The following is a 15,512-nucleotide window of genomic DNA, read 5'->3' on the forward strand; positions in this document are numbered from 1 at the left end:
TACCGTCCGCTGGAAACCTACACCCTGATCGCCCTGATCTACTTCGCCCTGTCGCTGCCTATCGCGCAACTGGTGCAGTGGTTCGAACGGCGCCATATCGCGGTGTTGGCCGTGTTGGTGCGTCACTACTTCAACACCCGTCACGACAGCCACAAGTTTGCCTGGACCCTGCCCGTGGCAGCGGTGGGCATGATCAGCCTGGCCTACGTCACCGGCCCCGCGCCGATCAACACGCCTGAAGTGGCCAAGGCACCAGCGAAAATCGAATACCAGCCTCTGCCGGAAACAGCATTGGGTGGCGGTTTGAAACCGGCTGAAGCCAAACCTGCCGAAGCTCCGGTAGCCGCACCGGCACAGGCGTCCAACACAGGCCCGGCCTTCGACAAGGTGCACAGCGTGATTCAGGAACGTTGCGCGGTCTGCCACTCGGCCAAGCCGACCAGCCCGCTGTTCAGTGCAGCGCCTGCCGGCGTGATGTTCGACACCCCCGAGCAGATCCGCCAGAACGCTGCGCGTATCCAGGCTCAGGCCGTTACCAGCCAGATCATGCCGCTGGGCAACATCACCCAGATGACCCAGCAGGAACGTGACCTGATCGGCGCCTGGATTGTTCAGGGTGCCTCGACCAATTAATCGCTAAAAGCTTCGCGGGCAAGCCTCGCTCCTACGGATATGCAGTGTCCCTGTAGGAGCGAGGCTTGCCCGCGAATGGCCGCCCCGCGGTCCTCCTGATGCAAAAATCACAAGAATAAAAAAGATCCGAGGTGTTGCATGTCCGAGCTATCCGAAGCGCGCATCCCCGACGCACCCGCCTTTCAGCGCTTGCCCCTCTTGCAATTGATCCTGGTTGGCCTGCAACACGTTCTGCTGATGTACGGCGGAGCCATCGCGGTGCCGCTGATCATCGGACAGGCCGCTGGCCTGAGTCGTGAAGAAACCGCCTTTCTGATCAATGCCGACCTGCTGGTCGCCGGCATCGCGACCATCGTGCAATCGCTGGGAATCGGCCCCCTGGGCATTCGCATGCCGGTGATGATGGGTGCCAGCTTCGCTGCCGTCGGTAGCATGGTCGCCATGGCCGGCATGCCCGGTATCGGTCTGCAAGGCATCTTCGGTGCCACCATCGCCGCCGGTTTCTTCGGCATGATCATCGCGCCGTTCATGTCCAGAGTTGTGCGCTTCTTCCCGCCGCTGGTGACCGGCACGGTCATCACCTCGATTGGTCTGTCGCTGTTCCCCGTCGCCGTGAACTGGGCAGGCGGTGGTGCCACTGCCGTACAGTTCGGCTCACCGATCTACCTGACCATTGCCGCGCTGGTACTGGGCACCATCCTGCTGGTGCACCGCTTCATGCGCGGTTTCTGGGTCAATATTTCCGTGCTGATCGGCATGTGCCTGGGCTACGTGCTCTGCGGCCTGATCGGCATGGTCGACCTCAGCGGCATGGCCAATGCGCCCTGGCTGCAATTTGTCACCCCGCTGCATTTCGGCATGCCGAAATTCGAACTGGCCCCGATCCTGTCGATGTGCCTGGTGATGGTGATCATTTTCGTCGAGTCCACCGGGATGTTCCTCGCCCTGGGCAAGATCACCGGGCAGGACGTCTGCCCGCGCATGTTGCGTCGTGGCCTGCTGTGCGATGCCGGCGCCTCGTTCTTCGCCGGTTTCTTCAACACCTTCACCCACTCCTCCTTCGCGCAGAACATCGGCCTGGTGCAGATGACCGGCGTGCGCTGCCGTTCGGTGACCATCGTGGCCGGCGGATTGCTGATCGTGCTGAGCCTGCTGCCCAAAGCCGCGTTCCTGGTGGCCTCCATTCCACCGGCGGTGCTGGGCGGTGCGGCCATCGCCATGTTCGGCATGGTGGCCGCCACCGGGATCAAGATTCTTCAGGAAGCGGACATCGGCGACCGTCGCAACCAGTTGCTGGTGGCGGTGAGCATCGGCATGGGCCTGATCCCGGTGGTGCGTCCGGAATTTTTCGCCCACCTGCCCGTGTGGATGAGCCCGATCACCCACAGCGGCATCGCCATGGCCACGCTGAGCGCCCTGACCTTGAACCTGCTGTTCAACATCCTGGGTGGTAGCGAACGCGCCGCCGCCAACGACTGTCACGCCCACTCGCATTGATCGAACAGGCACACCCCCTTGTAGGAGCGAGCACGCTCGCGATGGACGTTTAAGTACCGCGTTCATCCAGCTGACACGCGTAATCGTTAACGACCATCGCGAGCGTGCTCGCTCCTACAGGGGTGGGGCTGCCTGCGCCAAACAACAATAAAAAATAGGGAGCAACAGATGATTCGTGCACAAACCAGCCTGCTGCTGAGCGGCGGCATGCTTGCAGCGAGCCAGGCACTGGCCGGCGATTTGCTGCTGTGGCAAACCAACAGCCTGAGCTATCTGTACGGCAAGAATTACGCGGTCAATCCGCCAATCCAGCAAACGATCACCTTCGAACACGCCGACCGCTGGAAGTACGGCGACAACTTCCTGTTCATCGACAGCACCTACTACAACGGCAAGGAAGATCGAAACAAGGGCGTCCACGCCTATTACGGCGAATTCAGCCCGCGATTGTCCTTTGGCAAGATCCTCGACCGGCGCTTCGAATTCGGCCCGATCAAGGACGTGCTGCTGGCGATGACCTACGAGAACGGCGAAGACGACAGCGAGGCCTACCTGATCGGCCCGGGTTTCGACCTCGCCATACCGGGCTTCAACTATGTCACCCTGAACTTCTACAACCGTCATACCGAGGGCAGTCGCCCGGGCGACGATGTCTGGCAAATCACCCCGACCTGGTCCTACACCCTTCCATTGGGCAATTCGAGCGTCTTGATCGACGGTTACATGGACTGGGTGGTGGACAACGACAGGAACTCGCACGGCAGCTATCACGCCAACCTGCACTTCAACCCGCAGATCAAATACGACCTGGGCAAGGCCCTGGGCTGGCGGGAGAAACAGGTGTACGTGGGCGCCGAATACAGCTACTGGAAAGACAAGTACGGCATCAAGGACAGTGCAAACTTCGACACCAATGAAAACACCGCCAGCCTGCTGGTGAAGGTGCATTTCTGAAATGGCCCGCAACGACGCCCCAAGCCTGTCGTCGGTGCGCTGTTGCGGGGCACTTGAGACCTGGCCGAGTAGTCAGTATTCTGCGCGGCCGCCTGAATCCGCTTTAAAAAAAAGCCCGGATTTAATTCCTGACCAGCAAGCCAACTTATCCCGGCTCTGGACGGTACCAAGGCATTCCCGACCCCCTCTCAATCGACTGCTCCAGGGCAGCCGGGCGGGAGTTTTTTTGCTTTGCGAAAACCTCGACGCAGCGCTTGCCGCCCGCATCGAGGCGCACCGATTGGACAATTTTTTACCGCTTCAGAAAAAGGCGCCATACCAGAGCGTCGACCTTGAAAAAAATCGTGGAACCACAACTTTTTGGGAGCAACCGAATGAAACGTACGTGCACTAGCCTGATGCTGGCCGGATCGATGCTGGTCGGGGGGCAGGCCATGGCCGGCGACTTGTTGCAATGGCAGAACAACAGCTTGACCTATCTGTATGGCAAGGACTTCCAGGTCAACCCGCGCATCCAGCAAACCGTGACCTTCGAACACGCCGATGGCTGGAAGTACGGCGACAACTTCTTCTTCGTCGACAAGATTTTCTACAACGGCAAGGAAGACGCCTTCGCAGGCAATAACACCTACTACGGCGAATTCAGCCCACGTTTGTCGTTCGGCAAGATGTTCGACCAGAAACTCGAATTCGGCCCGGTCAAGGACGTACTGCTGGCGATGACTTACGAGTTCGGCGAAAACGATACCGAGTCCTACCTGATCGGCCCGGGCTTCGACCTGGCCATTCCCGGCTTCGACTACTTCCAGCTGAACTTCTACAACCGCCACACCGAAGGCAGCCGTCCAGGTGACGATGTCTGGCAGATCACGCCGGTCTGGTCCTACACCATCCCGGTTGGCGCTTCGAATGTGCTGATCGATGGCTACATGGACTGGGTGGTCGACAACGACGTCAACAGCAAAGGCGAATACCACGCCAACCTGCACTTCAACCCGCAGATCAAATACGACCTGGGCAAGGCGTTGAATCTGGGCGAGAAGCAGCTGTACGTCGGCGTCGAGTATGACTACTGGAAAAACAAGTACGGCATCGAAGACAGCCAGGGTTTCAAGACCGATCAGAGCGTGACCAGCTTCCTGGTCAAGGTTCACTTCTGATCCCTCTGTAGGAGCGAGCACGCTCGCGATGGACGTGCAGGCAACGCGGGAATTCAGAAAGCCCGCGTCATCGTTCACGACCATCGCGAGCTTGCTCGCTCCTACAGTAGTCCGGTGTTATTCCGGGTCGGGCAAGCCCAGAAACCGGCACAACTCATCCTTCTTGGCCAACGCATCGCGCCGCCCCAGATCAATCAACTCGCTGCAATACCCCGCCTCGAACAGCAAGTAACTCAGTACCCCTGCCCCGCTGGTCCTGGTCGCCCCTGGTCCGCGCAAAAACAGACGCAACGCCGACGGCAGCTCCTGGCGATGGCGCGCGGCAATCTCGTCGATCGGCTGGCTCGGCGAAATCACCAATACCTCCACCGGCGCCACGCCCAGCGTGCGGATCGGTGCACCGTCGGGCATGAGGTGACTGAACTGGTTCAAGCGCTGCAACAATTCGATATCGCTCTCCAGGCTGTCGATGAACGTGCTGTTGAGCATATGCCCGCCGATCTGTGCCAGGGTCGGTTGCTGCCCGGTATAGGCACGTTGCAGCGGTTGTTCAGGATCGACACCGCGCGGGTTGCCGCTGACACCCACCACCAGCACACGGCTGGCACCCAGGTGCAGCGCCGGACTGATCGGCGCCGATTGGCGCACCGCACCGTCGCCGAAATACTCCTCGCCAAGTTTCACCGGAGCGAACAGCAAAGGAATGGCTGAGCTGGCGAGCAGGTGCTCAACCGACAGTTGCGCCGGAACGCCGATCCGTCGATGGCGCAACCAGGCATCGATGGTGCCGCCGCCCTGATAGAAGGTCACGGCTTGCCCGGATTCATAGCCGAACGCCGTGACCGCCACCGCCTGCAGTTGTTTGTGCGCGATGGCCTGGGCGATGCCGCTCATCTGCAACCGGTCATTGAGCAGGCCGCGCAATGGCGAGCTGTCGAGCAACGCCACCGGCACCTGGGATCCGAGACCGAGCAAGCTGTGACTGACGAAGCGACTGGCCTGGCGGATCACGCCGGGCCAGTCGCTGCGCAGTACCAGACGACTGCGAAAGCCTTGCCAGAAGGCAGTCAGGCGCTCGATGGCCGCTCGAAAGTCCATGGCCCCACTGGCCAGGCTGACCGCATTGATCGCCCCGGCTGATGTGCCGACAATCACCGGAAACGGATTGTCCGCCCCCAATGGCAACAACTCGGCAATCGCCGCCAGCACTCCGACCTGATAGGCCGCCCGAGCCCCGCCGCCGGAAAGAATCAACCCTGTAACCGGTTCAGCAGGACTCATTGGCAACATTCCTTGATATGGGACCTGTAGGAGCGGACTCGTCCGCGAGGGTCGTCAACGATGACGCTGGATGCCTGACACACCGTGGTGCCTGTGCCTCCATCGCGAGCTTGCTCGCTCCTACAGGGGGCTTGATCAACCGCGTTTGGCGTACAGCTTGGGCTCGCCCGGTGGACGGCTCTTGAAGCGTCGGTGAGCCCAGAGGTATTGCTCCGGGCATTCGCGCAACACGCCTTCGACCCACTGATTGATGCGCAGGCAATCGGCCTCTTCCGTTTCCCCAGGGAAGTCTTCGAGTGGCGCATGGATCACCAGGCGATAACCACTGCCGTCCGCCAGGCGTTTCTGAGTGAACGGCACCACCAGCGCCCTGCCTAGTCGCGCAAAATTGCTGGTGGCCGTGACCGTCGCGGCCTGAATGCCGAACAAGGGCACAAAAATGCTTTGCTTGGCACCGTAGTCCTGGTCGGGTGCATACCAGATCGCGCGTCCTGCCCTGAGCAACTTGATCATGCCGCGCACGTCTTCACGCTCCACCGCCAGCGAATCAAGATTGTGCCGTTCGCGACCGCGACGCTGGACGTAGTCGAACAGCGGGTTCTTGTGCTCGCGGTACATGCCGTCGATGGTGTGCTGTTGGCCAAGCAGCGCGGCACCGATTTCCAGCGTGGTGAAATGCACGGCCATCAGGATCACGCCCTTGCCTTCGCGCTGGGCCTGTTGCAAATGCTCCAGCCCTTCGACATGAGCCAGCTTCGACAGGCGCTCACGGGACCACCACCAGCTCATCGCCATTTCAAAAAAAGCGATGCCGGTCGAGGCAAAGTTTTCCTTGAGCAGGCGCTTGCGCTCGGCCGCGGACTTCTCGGGGAAACACAGTTCCAGATTGCGCCTGGCGATGCGCCGTCGGTCGCCGGCCACCCGATACATCACGGCACCGAGCGCACGACCGAGCCACAGCAAGGCCGGGAATGGCAACTGGGCAATCAGCCACAACAGCCCAAGCCCCAGCCACAGCGGCCAGAAACGAGGAGATAGAAAGGTTGTGCGAAAACTTGGGCGATCCATTAAAGCTTCCGTAAAGACAATGGCCGCGCATTCTACATCGTTCGACCCGGCTTGCGGCCCGCGGGCGTTCTCGTTATAAGTCTCGGCACTTTTAGTGACAAGTCGTTGTATGCCGACCATGAGCCAAACCGAACCGCTAGACAAAGAGCCCGTGTTCCAGCTGAAGGGCAGCATGCTCGCCATCACCGTGCTGGAACTGGCCCGTAACGACCTTGAAGGTCTCGATCGGCAATTGGCCGCCAAAGTCGCCCAGGCCCCTAATTTTTTCAGCAACGCACCGCTGGTCCTGGCCCTGGACAAACTGCCGGCCAGCGAGGGCGCGGTCGATCTGCCCGGCCTGATGCGCACCTGCCGCCAGCACGGCCTGCGCACCCTGGCGATTCGCGCCAGCCGCATCGAAGACATTGCGGCCGCCATCGCGGTCGACCTGCCGGTTCTGCCACCGTCCGGTGCTCGTGAACGTGCGCTGGACCTGAACGAAGGCGTTGCGCCGAAAAAGCCGGAAAAACCGCCGGAGCCGACGATCAAGCCGACCAAAATCATCACTTCGCCCGTACGTGGCGGCCAGCAGATCTACGCCCAGGGCAGCGATCTGGTGGTGATTTCCTCGGTCAGCCCGGGGGCGGAACTTCTCGCCGATGGCAACATCCATGTATACGGCCCCATGCGCGGTCGTGTACTGGCCGGGGTCAAGGGCGATACGAAAGCCCGGATTTTCTGCCAGCAAATGACCGCTGAACTGGTCTCCATTGCGGGCCATTACAAGGTGTCCGAAGACCTGCGCCGCGACCCGTTATGGGGTTCGGGTGTGCAGGTCAGCCTGTCGGGCGATGTGTTGAACATCATTCGGCTTTAACGGATACTGCCGCATTTTCCAAGCATCTCTGAAACGTAGCGAAAACGGCCCGAACGAAGTGGGAAACAGGCCAAATGCAGTGTTTACCGGGGGTAAACACTGCGAATAACCGAATTCCAGCCAGGGCTGTTCGACTGCAGCAGTTTTCAAGAGAGGCTTTTCAGGGGCTAAAAGTCCTTTTTCCTTAGGGGTGAAACACCTTGGCCAAGATTCTCGTGGTTACATCCGGCAAGGGTGGTGTGGGTAAGACCACCACCAGCGCCGCTATCGGTACCGGTCTCGCGCTGCGCGGCCACAAAACGGTTATCGTCGACTTCGACGTCGGCTTGCGTAACCTCGATCTCATCATGGGTTGCGAACGCCGCGTGGTGTACGACTTCGTCAACGTCGTCAACGGCGAAGCCAACCTGCAACAGGCGCTGATCAAAGACAAGCGCCTGGAAAACCTCTATGTACTGGCCGCCAGCCAGACCCGCGACAAAGACGCGCTGACCACCGAAGGCGTGGAAAAAGTCCTCATGCAGCTCAAGGAAGACTTTGAGTTCGTGGTCTGCGACTCCCCGGCCGGTATCGAGAAAGGCGCCCACCTGGCCATGTACTTCGCCGACGAAGCGATCGTCGTGACCAACCCGGAAGTCTCCTCGGTACGTGACTCCGATCGCATGCTCGGCCTGCTGGCCAGCAAGTCCCGCCGCGCCGAACGCGGTGAAGACCCGATCAAGGAACACTTGCTGATTACCCGTTATCACCCGGAACGTGTGAGCAAAGGCGAAATGCTCGGCGTAGAAGACGTCAAGGAAATCCTCTCGGTGACCCTGCTCGGCGTGATCCCTGAATCCCAGGCGGTGCTCAAGGCATCCAACCAGGGTGTTCCGGTGATCCTCGACGACCAGAGCGATGCCGGCCAGGCCTACAGCGATACCGTTGACCGCCTGCTGGGCAAGACCGTGGATCATCGATTCCTCGATGTACAGAAGAAGGGATTCTTCGAGCGCCTGTTTGGAGGCAACTAAGCAATGAACCTTTTTGACTTCTTTCGTGCCAACAAAAAGCAAAGCACCGCGTCGGTAGCGAAAGAGCGTCTACAGATCATCGTGGCGCACGAACGCGGCCAACGCAGCACCCCGGACTACCTGCCGGCCTTGCAGAAGGAACTGGTCGAGGTGATTCGCAAGTACGTCAACATCGGTACCGATGACGTACACGTCGCACTGGAAAGCCAGGGCAGCTGCTCGATTCTGGAACTCAACATCACCCTGCCCGATCGCTGAGTCGATCTGGCAGTCGCCAACGGCGGCTCAGGCTTTCAAGGCCCGAGCCGCCGTTGGCGTTTGTAACGAGGCTGTTTTAATGCCGTTGTCCAACGTCCAAATCATCCATCAGGACGCTGCCGTGCTGGTGGTGAACAAACCGACCCTGTTGCTTTCCGTCCCTGGCCGGGCCGACGACAACAAGGACTGCCTGATTACCCGCCTGCAGGAAAACGGCTACCCGGAAGCGTTGATCGTCCATCGACTGGATTGGGAAACCTCCGGAATCATCTTGCTGGCCCGCGATCCCGATACCCATCGCGAACTGTCCCGGCAGTTTCACGACCGTGAAACCGAAAAGGCCTACACCGCGTTGTGCTGGGGTCAACCCGAGCTGGACAGCGGCAGCATCGACTTGCCGCTGCGCTACGACCCGCCGACCAAGCCTCGTCACGTGGTCGACCATGAGCTCGGCAAACACGCCCTGACCTTCTGGCGCGTACTGGAACGTTGCGGCGACTGGTGTCGCGTGGAGTTGACGCCCATCACCGGCCGTTCGCACCAGTTGCGTGTGCACATGCTCTCCATCGGTCATCCACTGCTGGGCGACGGGCTCTATGCCCACGAACAGGCCCTGGCCGCCTGGCCACGGCTTTGCCTGCATGCCAGCATGCTCAGCTTCACCCACCCCCAGACCGGCGAACGCCTGCGCTTCGAGAGCCCTGCACCGTTTTGACGGCCAAACCGGATAACCCGTAGGAGCGAGGCTTGCCCGCGAAGGCGGTGTGTCATTCGGAATCAATGGCGACTGACACACCGCCTTCGCGGGCAAGCCTCGCTCCTACAAGAATCAATCAAGGAGCACTGCACAGCAGCCCACCGCCAATTCCCGGGCCAATACGTTAAACTGGCCCCACTGCTGTCTGGAGCTACGTTATGCGCGAAGAGTTGAACCAAGGCCTGATCGACTTCCTCAAGGCCTCCCCTACCCCGTTCCATGCCACCGCCAGCCTTGTACAACGCCTGGAGGCGGCCGGTTATCAGCGCCTTGACGAGCGCGAGCCATGGCATACCGAAGCCAATGGCCGCTACTACGTCACCCGCAACGACTCTTCGATTGTCGCCATCAAAATGGGCCGCCACTCGCCGCTGCACGGCGGGATTCGCTTGGTAGGCGCCCATACCGACAGCCCTTGCCTGCGGGTCAAGCCGCAACCGGAACTGCAGCGCCAGGGCTTTTGGCAGCTGGGCGTCGAAGTCTATGGCGGCGCATTGCTGGCCCCCTGGTTCGACCGCGATTTGTCGCTGGCCGGACGGGTAACCTTCCGTCGCGACGGCAAGGTCGAAAGCCAGTTGATCGATTTCAAGGCGCCGATCGCGATCATCCCCAACCTGGCCATTCACCTGAACCGCGAAGCCAATATGGGCTGGGCGATCAACGCCCAGACTGAACTGCCGCCAGTGCTTGCGCAGTTTGCCGGCGACGAGCGCGTGGACTTCCGCGCCGTGATCACCGACCAACTCGCCCGCGAACACGGGCTGAACGCCGATGTGGTGCTCGATTACGAGCTGAGTTTCTACGACACCCAGAGCGCTGCCGTCATCGGCCTGCATGGCGACTTCATCGCCGGCGCGCGCCTGGACAACCTGCTGTCGTGCTACGCCGGCCTGCAGGCGTTGCTGACGGCCGACACCGACGAAACCTGCGTACTGGTCTGCAACGATCACGAAGAAGTCGGTTCGTGTTCGGCCTGCGGCGCCGATGGCCCGATGCTTGAACAAACCTTGCGCCGCCTGCTGCCCGAAGGTGACGAATTCGTTCGGACCATTCAGAAATCCCTGCTGGTTTCGGCCGACAACGCCCACGGCGTTCACCCCAACTATGCAGAAAAACACGACGCCAACCACGGTCCGAAGCTCAATGCCGGCCCTGTCATCAAGGTCAACACCAACCAGCGCTACGCCACCAACAGCGAAACAGCCGGGTTCTTCCGCCATCTGTGCATGGCCGAAGAAGTGCCGGTGCAAAGTTTCGTGGTGCGCAGCGACATGGGTTGCGGCTCGACCATCGGCCCGATTACCGCCAGCCACCTGGGCGTGCGCACCGTGGACATCGGCCTGCCGACGTTCGCCATGCACTCGATCCGCGAACTGTGCGGCAGCCATGACCTGGCGCATCTGGTCAAGGTGCTGAGCGCGTTCTACGCCAGCCGCGACCTGCCGTAACACCGCCCCCTGTAGGAGCGAGCAAGCTCGCGATGGATTCGAAAACGCCGCTGGGTGTCAGGTTTACAGCGTAATCGTTAACGACCATCGCGAGCATGCTCGCTCCTACAGAATTCATCACCGCTCATCCAAACCCCACCTAGACTCACGTTATCCCTTTCGACAAGGCAGTCGCCATGATCTCGATGTCCTCGTTTCACGCCATGTTGATCCCGATTCTCATCGGAATGATCCTTCTGGCCATCGGCTTCAATTTTCGTGACAAGAACGCCGGCGTTTTCGCCATGTGGGTCGGCATGCTGCTGATCCTTGCCACCGTCGTGTTCAAGATCCTGGCCAAACTCAACGAATAAAACCTGTCCCCGACTCGCATTGGATTTGCGGGGCTCGTACACTCGATTGACCCGCTTACTTCGAGGTTGACCGCCTAGTGTTCGCTCGTCTTTTCGCCCTGCCGTGTTTGTTCCTCGTCTGCCTCATGACGTTGCTGCCGATGGCGCCCGTCGACGCGGCCGGTCTGCCGAGCCTGCTCAACGGCGGGGCGAAAACCCAGCCCGAGGCGCAGGAGCCTCTGGGTCAGTCCCTGGACGAAGTGATCAAATCCTTGGAAAACGACCAGCAACGTACAAAGTTACTGGCCGACCTGAAGAAACTGCGCGATGCCACAAAAAAGGCCCAACCGGCCACCGAGGAAGGCGTGCTGGGCCTAATCGGTGGAACCCTGGCCAGTTTCGAAAAGCAGTTTTCCGGAGCCGACAGCCCGATCACACGCTGGTCCAGCGAATTCGACCAGGCCAGGGACGAGCTGACCGCTCTGGTGCTGCCCGCCAACGAATGGCTACCGATCATCTTTGGCTTCGCAATGATTCTGCTGGTCTGGAGTCTGCTCGCGGCGGCGTTGATCTGGGTCAGCCATCGGGTGCGCATGCGTTTCGGCCTGCCTGAAGAACTGCCGCAACACCCCAGGGCCCTGGATATGTTGCGTTTTGCGCTACGCAAACTGGGCCCATGGCTGATAGCCCTGGTCATCACCGTGTACATGAGCTATGCCCTGCCGTCGTCGCTGGGCAAAAGCCTGGCCATGGTGCTGGCCTACGCGCTGGTGGTCGGCACCTGTTTCTCTGCCATCTGCGTGATTGCGTTTTCCCTGCTCGACGGCCCCCATCGCCACCGCGCCTTGTACATCCTGCGGCATCAGGCCTTTCGCCCACTCTGGCTGATCGGCAGTTTCGCCGCCTTTGGTGAAGCGCTCAACGACCCACGCCTGATCGAAAGTCTGGGCGGGCACCTGGCGCACACCGCCGCAACGGTGGCCAACGTGCTGGCTGCGCTGTTTACGGGGTTGTTCATCCTGCGCTTCCGCCGCCCGATTGCCCATTTGATCCGCAACCAGCCGCTGTCCCGACGACTGACCCGACGCGCCTTGAGCGACTCCATCGAAATTCTCGGCACCTTCTGGTTTGTTCCGGCGCTGGTTCTGGTGGGCATTTCTCTGTTCGCCACGTTTGTATCCGCCGGGGATACCAGCACCGCGTTGCGTCAGTCATTGATCTGCACGGTGTTGCTGGTGTTGTGCATGGTCATCAACGGCCTGGTACGCCGGCATGCCCTCAAGCCACAACGGGGGATCAGGCGTCACGCGCTGTATTCCGAGCGCCTGAAAAACTTCTTCTACACCCTCGCCCATTTGACGGTATGGATGGCGTTCATCGAACTGGGCCTGCGGGTCTGGGGCATGTCGCTGATCAGCTTCACCGAAGGCGAAGGCCATGAAATCAGTGTGAAGCTGTTCAGTCTTGGCGGCACACTGATCTTTGCCTGGCTGATCTGGATTCTCAGCGACACGGCCGTGCACCATGCCCTCACCCGATCGCGCAAGGGCCTGGCCAATGCCCGCGCGCAGACGATGATGCCGCTGATCCGCAACGTCCTGTTCGTGGCCATTTTCATCATCGCGCTGATCGTCGCCCTGGCGAACATGGGCATGAACGTCACCCCGCTGCTGGCCGGTGCCGGTGTGATCGGCCTGGCCATCGGTTTCGGCGCACAATCGCTGGTGGCCGACCTGATCACCGGCCTGTTCATCATCATCGAAGACTCCCTGGCCATCGACGATTATGTCGATGTCGGTGGCCACCTGGGCACCGTCGAAGGCCTGACCATCCGTACCGTGCGCCTGCGGGACATCGACGGTATCGTCCACACCATTCCGTTCAGTGAAATCAAAAGCATCCAGAACTACTCGCGCGAGTTCGGCTACGCGATCTTCCGCGTGGCGGTGCCTGCCAGCATGGACATCGACAACGCAATCAAACTGATGCGCGAGGTCGGCCAGAAAATGCGCACCGATCCGCTGCAACGGCGCAATATCTGGTCGCCACTGGAGTTTCAGGGCGTGGAAAGCTTCGAATCCGGCAACGCCATCCTTCGCGCCCGCTTCAAGACCGCTCCGATCAAACAGTGGGAAGTTTCCCGGGCCTTCAACCTGTCGCTTAAACGCCACATGGATGAAGCCGGACTGGACCTGGCGACACCGCGCATGAGCGTGCAGGTGATCACCGCCGGTGGCGGGCCGCAGTAGCAGCAAGCGGTGCGGCAATCTGCCTTCGCGGGCAAGCCTCGCTCCTACGGAATTTCAGGATTTCGGGGCGCGGGGTTTCGGGGTTTCAGACGACATCGACGCCGACATGAATCGCATCATGTCGCCAGAACTCCAGGTCACAATCGATCAGCCGCTCGTGCTGGTCATAGTTGACCCGCGCTATCTGCAAGCCCGGACTACCCACCGACACCCGCAAGGCTGCCGCCGCATCAGCCGACAACGCCGTCGGCACGATCTCGAACCGCACTCGCCCGTACTGCAGGTCGTAGTGCCGCGCATACAACTCGGTAATCGACTGATTCAAATCGAAATCCAGGATCCCCGGAAAATACTGCGGGTTCAGGTAGTGCTCCACGTACAACACCAGGCGCCCATCGATACGCCGCGAGCGACAGATCTGAATGACGCTCGACAGTGCCGGCAATTGCAGCAACGCACACACCGCCACCGAAGCCGGCTGCAAGCGCGCACTGATGACCTCGGTGGACGGTACCCGCCCCTGCGCGCTGACCATCGCGTGAAAGTGGCTGCGCTGCATCAGGTTATAGGCCAGCCGCGGCGGCGAGACGAACCAGCCGCGACGCTCTTCACGATAGATCTGCCCTTGAGACTCCAGTTGCAATAACGCCTCACGCACGGTGATACGCGTCGTCGCGAACAACTCACTGAGCTTGCGCTCGGCCGGCAGCTTGCTTCCGGGCGCCAGCAACCCATGATCGATCTGTTCCTGAAGCACCTGGCCAATGGCGGTCACTGCTTTTGTTGCCTCATCACGCATCAACTTTACCTATCTGGACTAGACCAGCACCGATCCGGGGCAGAACCGTGCTGCAAATCGATTCGATCAACATCCTGCAAGCGTAGGCAGTACAGATGACCGCGCGATGACAAGCGACCGAACGGTCGCTGCATCAAGGCCTTGAAATGCCTGCAAGACACCCGCCAAGTCCCTGCACTACGGGCTTTCGGCCATGGTCTACGCTTACCGTGAACCCGCCAACGGCGGGCAAATAAAAATCTTGCCGGGCGACGAACGACATCAAAGTGTCATCCAGCGTCCTTAAATTGGCTCGGGTATTGCTGACCTAGACCAACACACAATCGCAATCGCAGCGTTGAAAACGCCCATAGGAGCTTCGGAATGAAACAGCTTTTCCTGGCATCACTGTTAGGCTCGACCATTGCCATGTGCACCGCCGCCATGGCGGCCGATGATTTGAAAACCCTGGAAGCCGCTGCGAAAGCGGAAGGTGCGGTCAATAGTGTCGGCATGCCCGATGACTGGGCCAACTGGAAAGGCACCTGGGACGACCTGGCCAAGACCTACGGCCTCAAACACATCGATACCGACATGAGTTCGGCTCAGGAAATCGCCAAGTTCGCCGCCGAAAAAGACAACGCCAGCGCCGACATCGGCGACGTCGGTGCGGCCTTCGGCCCGATTGCGGTCAAGCAGGGCGTTGTGCAGCCTTACAAACCGACGACCTGGGATCAGGTACCGGACTGGGCCAAGGACAAGGAAGGCAACTGGGCACTGGCCTATACCGGCACCATCGCCTTTATCGTCAATAAAAAGCTGCTGCACGGTTCCGAAGTGCCGACCAAGTGGGCTGATCTCAAGACCGGCAAGTACAAGGTGTCCATTGGTGACGTGAGCACCGCGGCCCAGGCAGCCAACGGCGTACTGGCCGCAGCACTGGCCAACGGTGGCGACGAGAAAAACCTACAGCCGGCCTTGCTGATGTTTGCCGATATCGCCAAGCAGGGTCGCCTGTCGATGGCCAACCCGACCATCGCCACCATGGAAAAAGGCGAGATCGAAGTCGGTGTGGTCTGGGATTTCAACGGCCTGAGCTACAAGGCCAAGATGGCCAATCCGGATGACTACGACGGGCCATGCCTTGCTGGCCGAGCTGGCGCCTGAAGCCATGCCTCGCCTCGGTGCCCAGCAGATCATGGTTGCCTTGCCACCGCGCAGCCTGCAG

At 60.4% G+C, this 15,512-nt stretch carries 14 protein-coding genes and 2 pseudogenes; 13 read left to right on the top strand and 3 right to left on the bottom strand.

All coding sequences use genetic code 11. The features are described from left to right. The 5 genes and pseudogenes from ACQKP2_RS28595 to ACQKP2_RS28615 form a co-directional block, all read left to right on the top strand. Positions 1 to 633: pseudogene (locus ACQKP2_RS28595) on the top strand (hypothetical protein); the annotation flags it as partial. 138 nt (positions 634 to 771) lie between these two features. Then, positions 772 to 2,130, top strand: coding sequence for a nucleobase:cation symporter-2 family protein (locus ACQKP2_RS28600; protein WP_427581509.1), 1,359 nt, complete (start codon positions 772 to 774; stop codon positions 2,128 to 2,130). Positions 2,131 to 2,298: 168 nt separating this feature from the next. Continuing rightward, positions 2,299 to 3,084, top strand: coding sequence for an outer membrane protein OmpK (locus tag ACQKP2_RS28605; RefSeq protein WP_427581511.1), 786 nt, complete (start codon positions 2,299 to 2,301; stop codon positions 3,082 to 3,084). A 1-nt stretch (position 3,085) separates the two neighbouring features. Then, positions 3,086 to 3,478, top strand: coding sequence for a hypothetical protein (locus ACQKP2_RS28610; protein WP_427581513.1), 393 nt, complete (start codon positions 3,086 to 3,088; stop codon positions 3,476 to 3,478). Beyond that, on the top strand, positions 3,459 to 4,244 hold the full coding sequence (locus ACQKP2_RS28615) for an outer membrane protein OmpK (RefSeq protein WP_427581515.1): 786 nt from the start codon (positions 3,459 to 3,461) through the stop codon (positions 4,242 to 4,244). The genes ACQKP2_RS28610 and ACQKP2_RS28615 overlap by 20 nt, the downstream gene beginning before the upstream one ends. Positions 4,245 to 4,361: 117 nt before the next feature. On the opposite strand, the gene ACQKP2_RS28620 is transcribed toward ACQKP2_RS28615, so the two are convergent. After that, a complete protein-coding gene (locus tag ACQKP2_RS28620; RefSeq protein WP_427581517.1) occupies positions 4,362 to 5,525 on the bottom strand; it encodes a patatin-like phospholipase family protein in 1,164 nt (387 codons plus the stop codon). Between the two features lie 135 nt (positions 5,526 to 5,660). Beyond that, positions 5,661 to 6,593, bottom strand: a complete 933-nt coding sequence (locus tag ACQKP2_RS28625) for a lipid A biosynthesis lauroyl acyltransferase (RefSeq protein WP_427581519.1) — start codon at positions 6,591 to 6,593, stop codon at positions 5,661 to 5,663. Between the two features lie 118 nt (positions 6,594 to 6,711). Here ACQKP2_RS28625 and minC point away from each other — a divergent pair, with 118 nt between their 5' ends. From minC to ACQKP2_RS28660, 7 genes are all read left to right on the top strand, one after another. Continuing rightward, positions 6,712 to 7,449 (top strand): septum site-determining protein MinC, encoded by a 738-nt coding sequence (gene minC / locus ACQKP2_RS28630; protein ID WP_427581521.1) that lies wholly within the window; start codon positions 6,712 to 6,714, stop codon positions 7,447 to 7,449. A gap of 200 nt (positions 7,450 to 7,649) precedes the next feature. Then, entirely contained in the window at positions 7,650 to 8,462 is an 813-nt protein-coding gene (gene minD / locus ACQKP2_RS28635; RefSeq protein ID WP_427581523.1) for a septum site-determining protein MinD, read from the top strand. Positions 8,463 to 8,465: 3 nt separating this feature from the next. Further along, on the top strand, positions 8,466 to 8,720 hold the full coding sequence (gene minE, locus ACQKP2_RS28640) for a cell division topological specificity factor MinE (RefSeq protein ID WP_110964248.1): 255 nt from the start codon (positions 8,466 to 8,468) through the stop codon (positions 8,718 to 8,720). 79 nt (positions 8,721 to 8,799) lie between these two features. Beyond that, the gene (locus tag ACQKP2_RS28645; RefSeq protein ID WP_427581525.1) at positions 8,800 to 9,435 is read left to right on the top strand and encodes an RluA family pseudouridine synthase; all 636 of its coding nucleotides are present in this window, start codon (positions 8,800 to 8,802) and stop codon (positions 9,433 to 9,435) included. A 200-nt stretch (positions 9,436 to 9,635) separates the two neighbouring features. Further along, a complete protein-coding gene (locus tag ACQKP2_RS28650; protein WP_427581527.1) occupies positions 9,636 to 10,925 on the top strand; it encodes a M18 family aminopeptidase in 1,290 nt (429 codons plus the stop codon). 176 nt (positions 10,926 to 11,101) lie between these two features. Then, complete coding sequence (locus tag ACQKP2_RS28655) at positions 11,102 to 11,278, top strand: hypothetical protein (RefSeq protein ID WP_427581528.1); 177 nt, start codon at positions 11,102 to 11,104, stop codon at positions 11,276 to 11,278. Positions 11,279 to 11,355: 77 nt separating this feature from the next. Beyond that, positions 11,356 to 13,506 (top strand): mechanosensitive ion channel family protein, encoded by a 2,151-nt coding sequence (locus tag ACQKP2_RS28660; RefSeq protein WP_427581530.1) that lies wholly within the window; start codon positions 11,356 to 11,358, stop codon positions 13,504 to 13,506. 85 nt (positions 13,507 to 13,591) lie between these two features. Here ACQKP2_RS28660 and phnR read toward each other — a convergent pair whose 3' ends face one another. Next, on the bottom strand, positions 13,592 to 14,305 hold the full coding sequence (gene phnR / locus ACQKP2_RS28665) for a phosphonate utilization transcriptional regulator PhnR (RefSeq protein WP_427581532.1): 714 nt from the start codon (positions 14,303 to 14,305) through the stop codon (positions 13,592 to 13,594). A 363-nt stretch (positions 14,306 to 14,668) separates the two neighbouring features. Between phnR and ACQKP2_RS28670 the strand changes: the two are divergent. Beyond that, positions 14,669 to 15,436, top strand: a pseudogene (locus ACQKP2_RS28670) (ABC transporter substrate-binding protein); the annotation flags it as partial. Positions 15,437 to 15,512 lie beyond the last annotated feature (76 nt).

It is taken from the genome of Pseudomonas sp. NPDC089569 (assembly GCF_050280625.1).
In the GTDB taxonomy this organism is placed as follows: domain Bacteria; phylum Pseudomonadota; class Gammaproteobacteria; order Pseudomonadales; family Pseudomonadaceae; genus Aquipseudomonas.

What these genes read in the sequence shown, in the direction of transcription:
- minC (WP_427581521.1), top strand. Translation starts at nt 6,712, where the DNA reads ATGAGCCAAACCGAACCGCTAGACAAAGAGCCCGTGTTCCAGCTGAAG.
- ACQKP2_RS28605 (WP_427581511.1), top strand. Translation starts at nt 2,299, where the DNA reads ATGATTCGTGCACAAACCAGCCTGCTGCTGAGCGGCGGCATGCTTGCA.
- ACQKP2_RS28655 (WP_427581528.1), top strand. Translation starts at nt 11,102, where the DNA reads ATGATCTCGATGTCCTCGTTTCACGCCATGTTGATCCCGATTCTCATC.
- ACQKP2_RS28615 (WP_427581515.1), top strand. Translation starts at nt 3,459, where the DNA reads ATGAAACGTACGTGCACTAGCCTGATGCTGGCCGGATCGATGCTGGTC.
- minE (WP_110964248.1), top strand. Translation starts at nt 8,466, where the DNA reads ATGAACCTTTTTGACTTCTTTCGTGCCAACAAAAAGCAAAGCACCGCG.
- ACQKP2_RS28600 (WP_427581509.1), top strand. Translation starts at nt 772, where the DNA reads ATGTCCGAGCTATCCGAAGCGCGCATCCCCGACGCACCCGCCTTTCAG.
- ACQKP2_RS28610 (WP_427581513.1), top strand. Translation starts at nt 3,086, where the DNA reads ATGGCCCGCAACGACGCCCCAAGCCTGTCGTCGGTGCGCTGTTGCGGG.
- phnR (WP_427581532.1), bottom strand. Translation starts at nt 14,305, where the DNA reads ATGCGTGATGAGGCAACAAAAGCAGTGACCGCCATTGGCCAGGTGCTT.
- ACQKP2_RS28625 (WP_427581519.1), bottom strand. Translation starts at nt 6,593, where the DNA reads ATGGATCGCCCAAGTTTTCGCACAACCTTTCTATCTCCTCGTTTCTGG.
- ACQKP2_RS28645 (WP_427581525.1), top strand. Translation starts at nt 8,800, where the DNA reads ATGCCGTTGTCCAACGTCCAAATCATCCATCAGGACGCTGCCGTGCTG.
- ACQKP2_RS28620 (WP_427581517.1), bottom strand. Translation starts at nt 5,525, where the DNA reads ATGAGTCCTGCTGAACCGGTTACAGGGTTGATTCTTTCCGGCGGCGGG.
- ACQKP2_RS28650 (WP_427581527.1), top strand. Translation starts at nt 9,636, where the DNA reads ATGCGCGAAGAGTTGAACCAAGGCCTGATCGACTTCCTCAAGGCCTCC.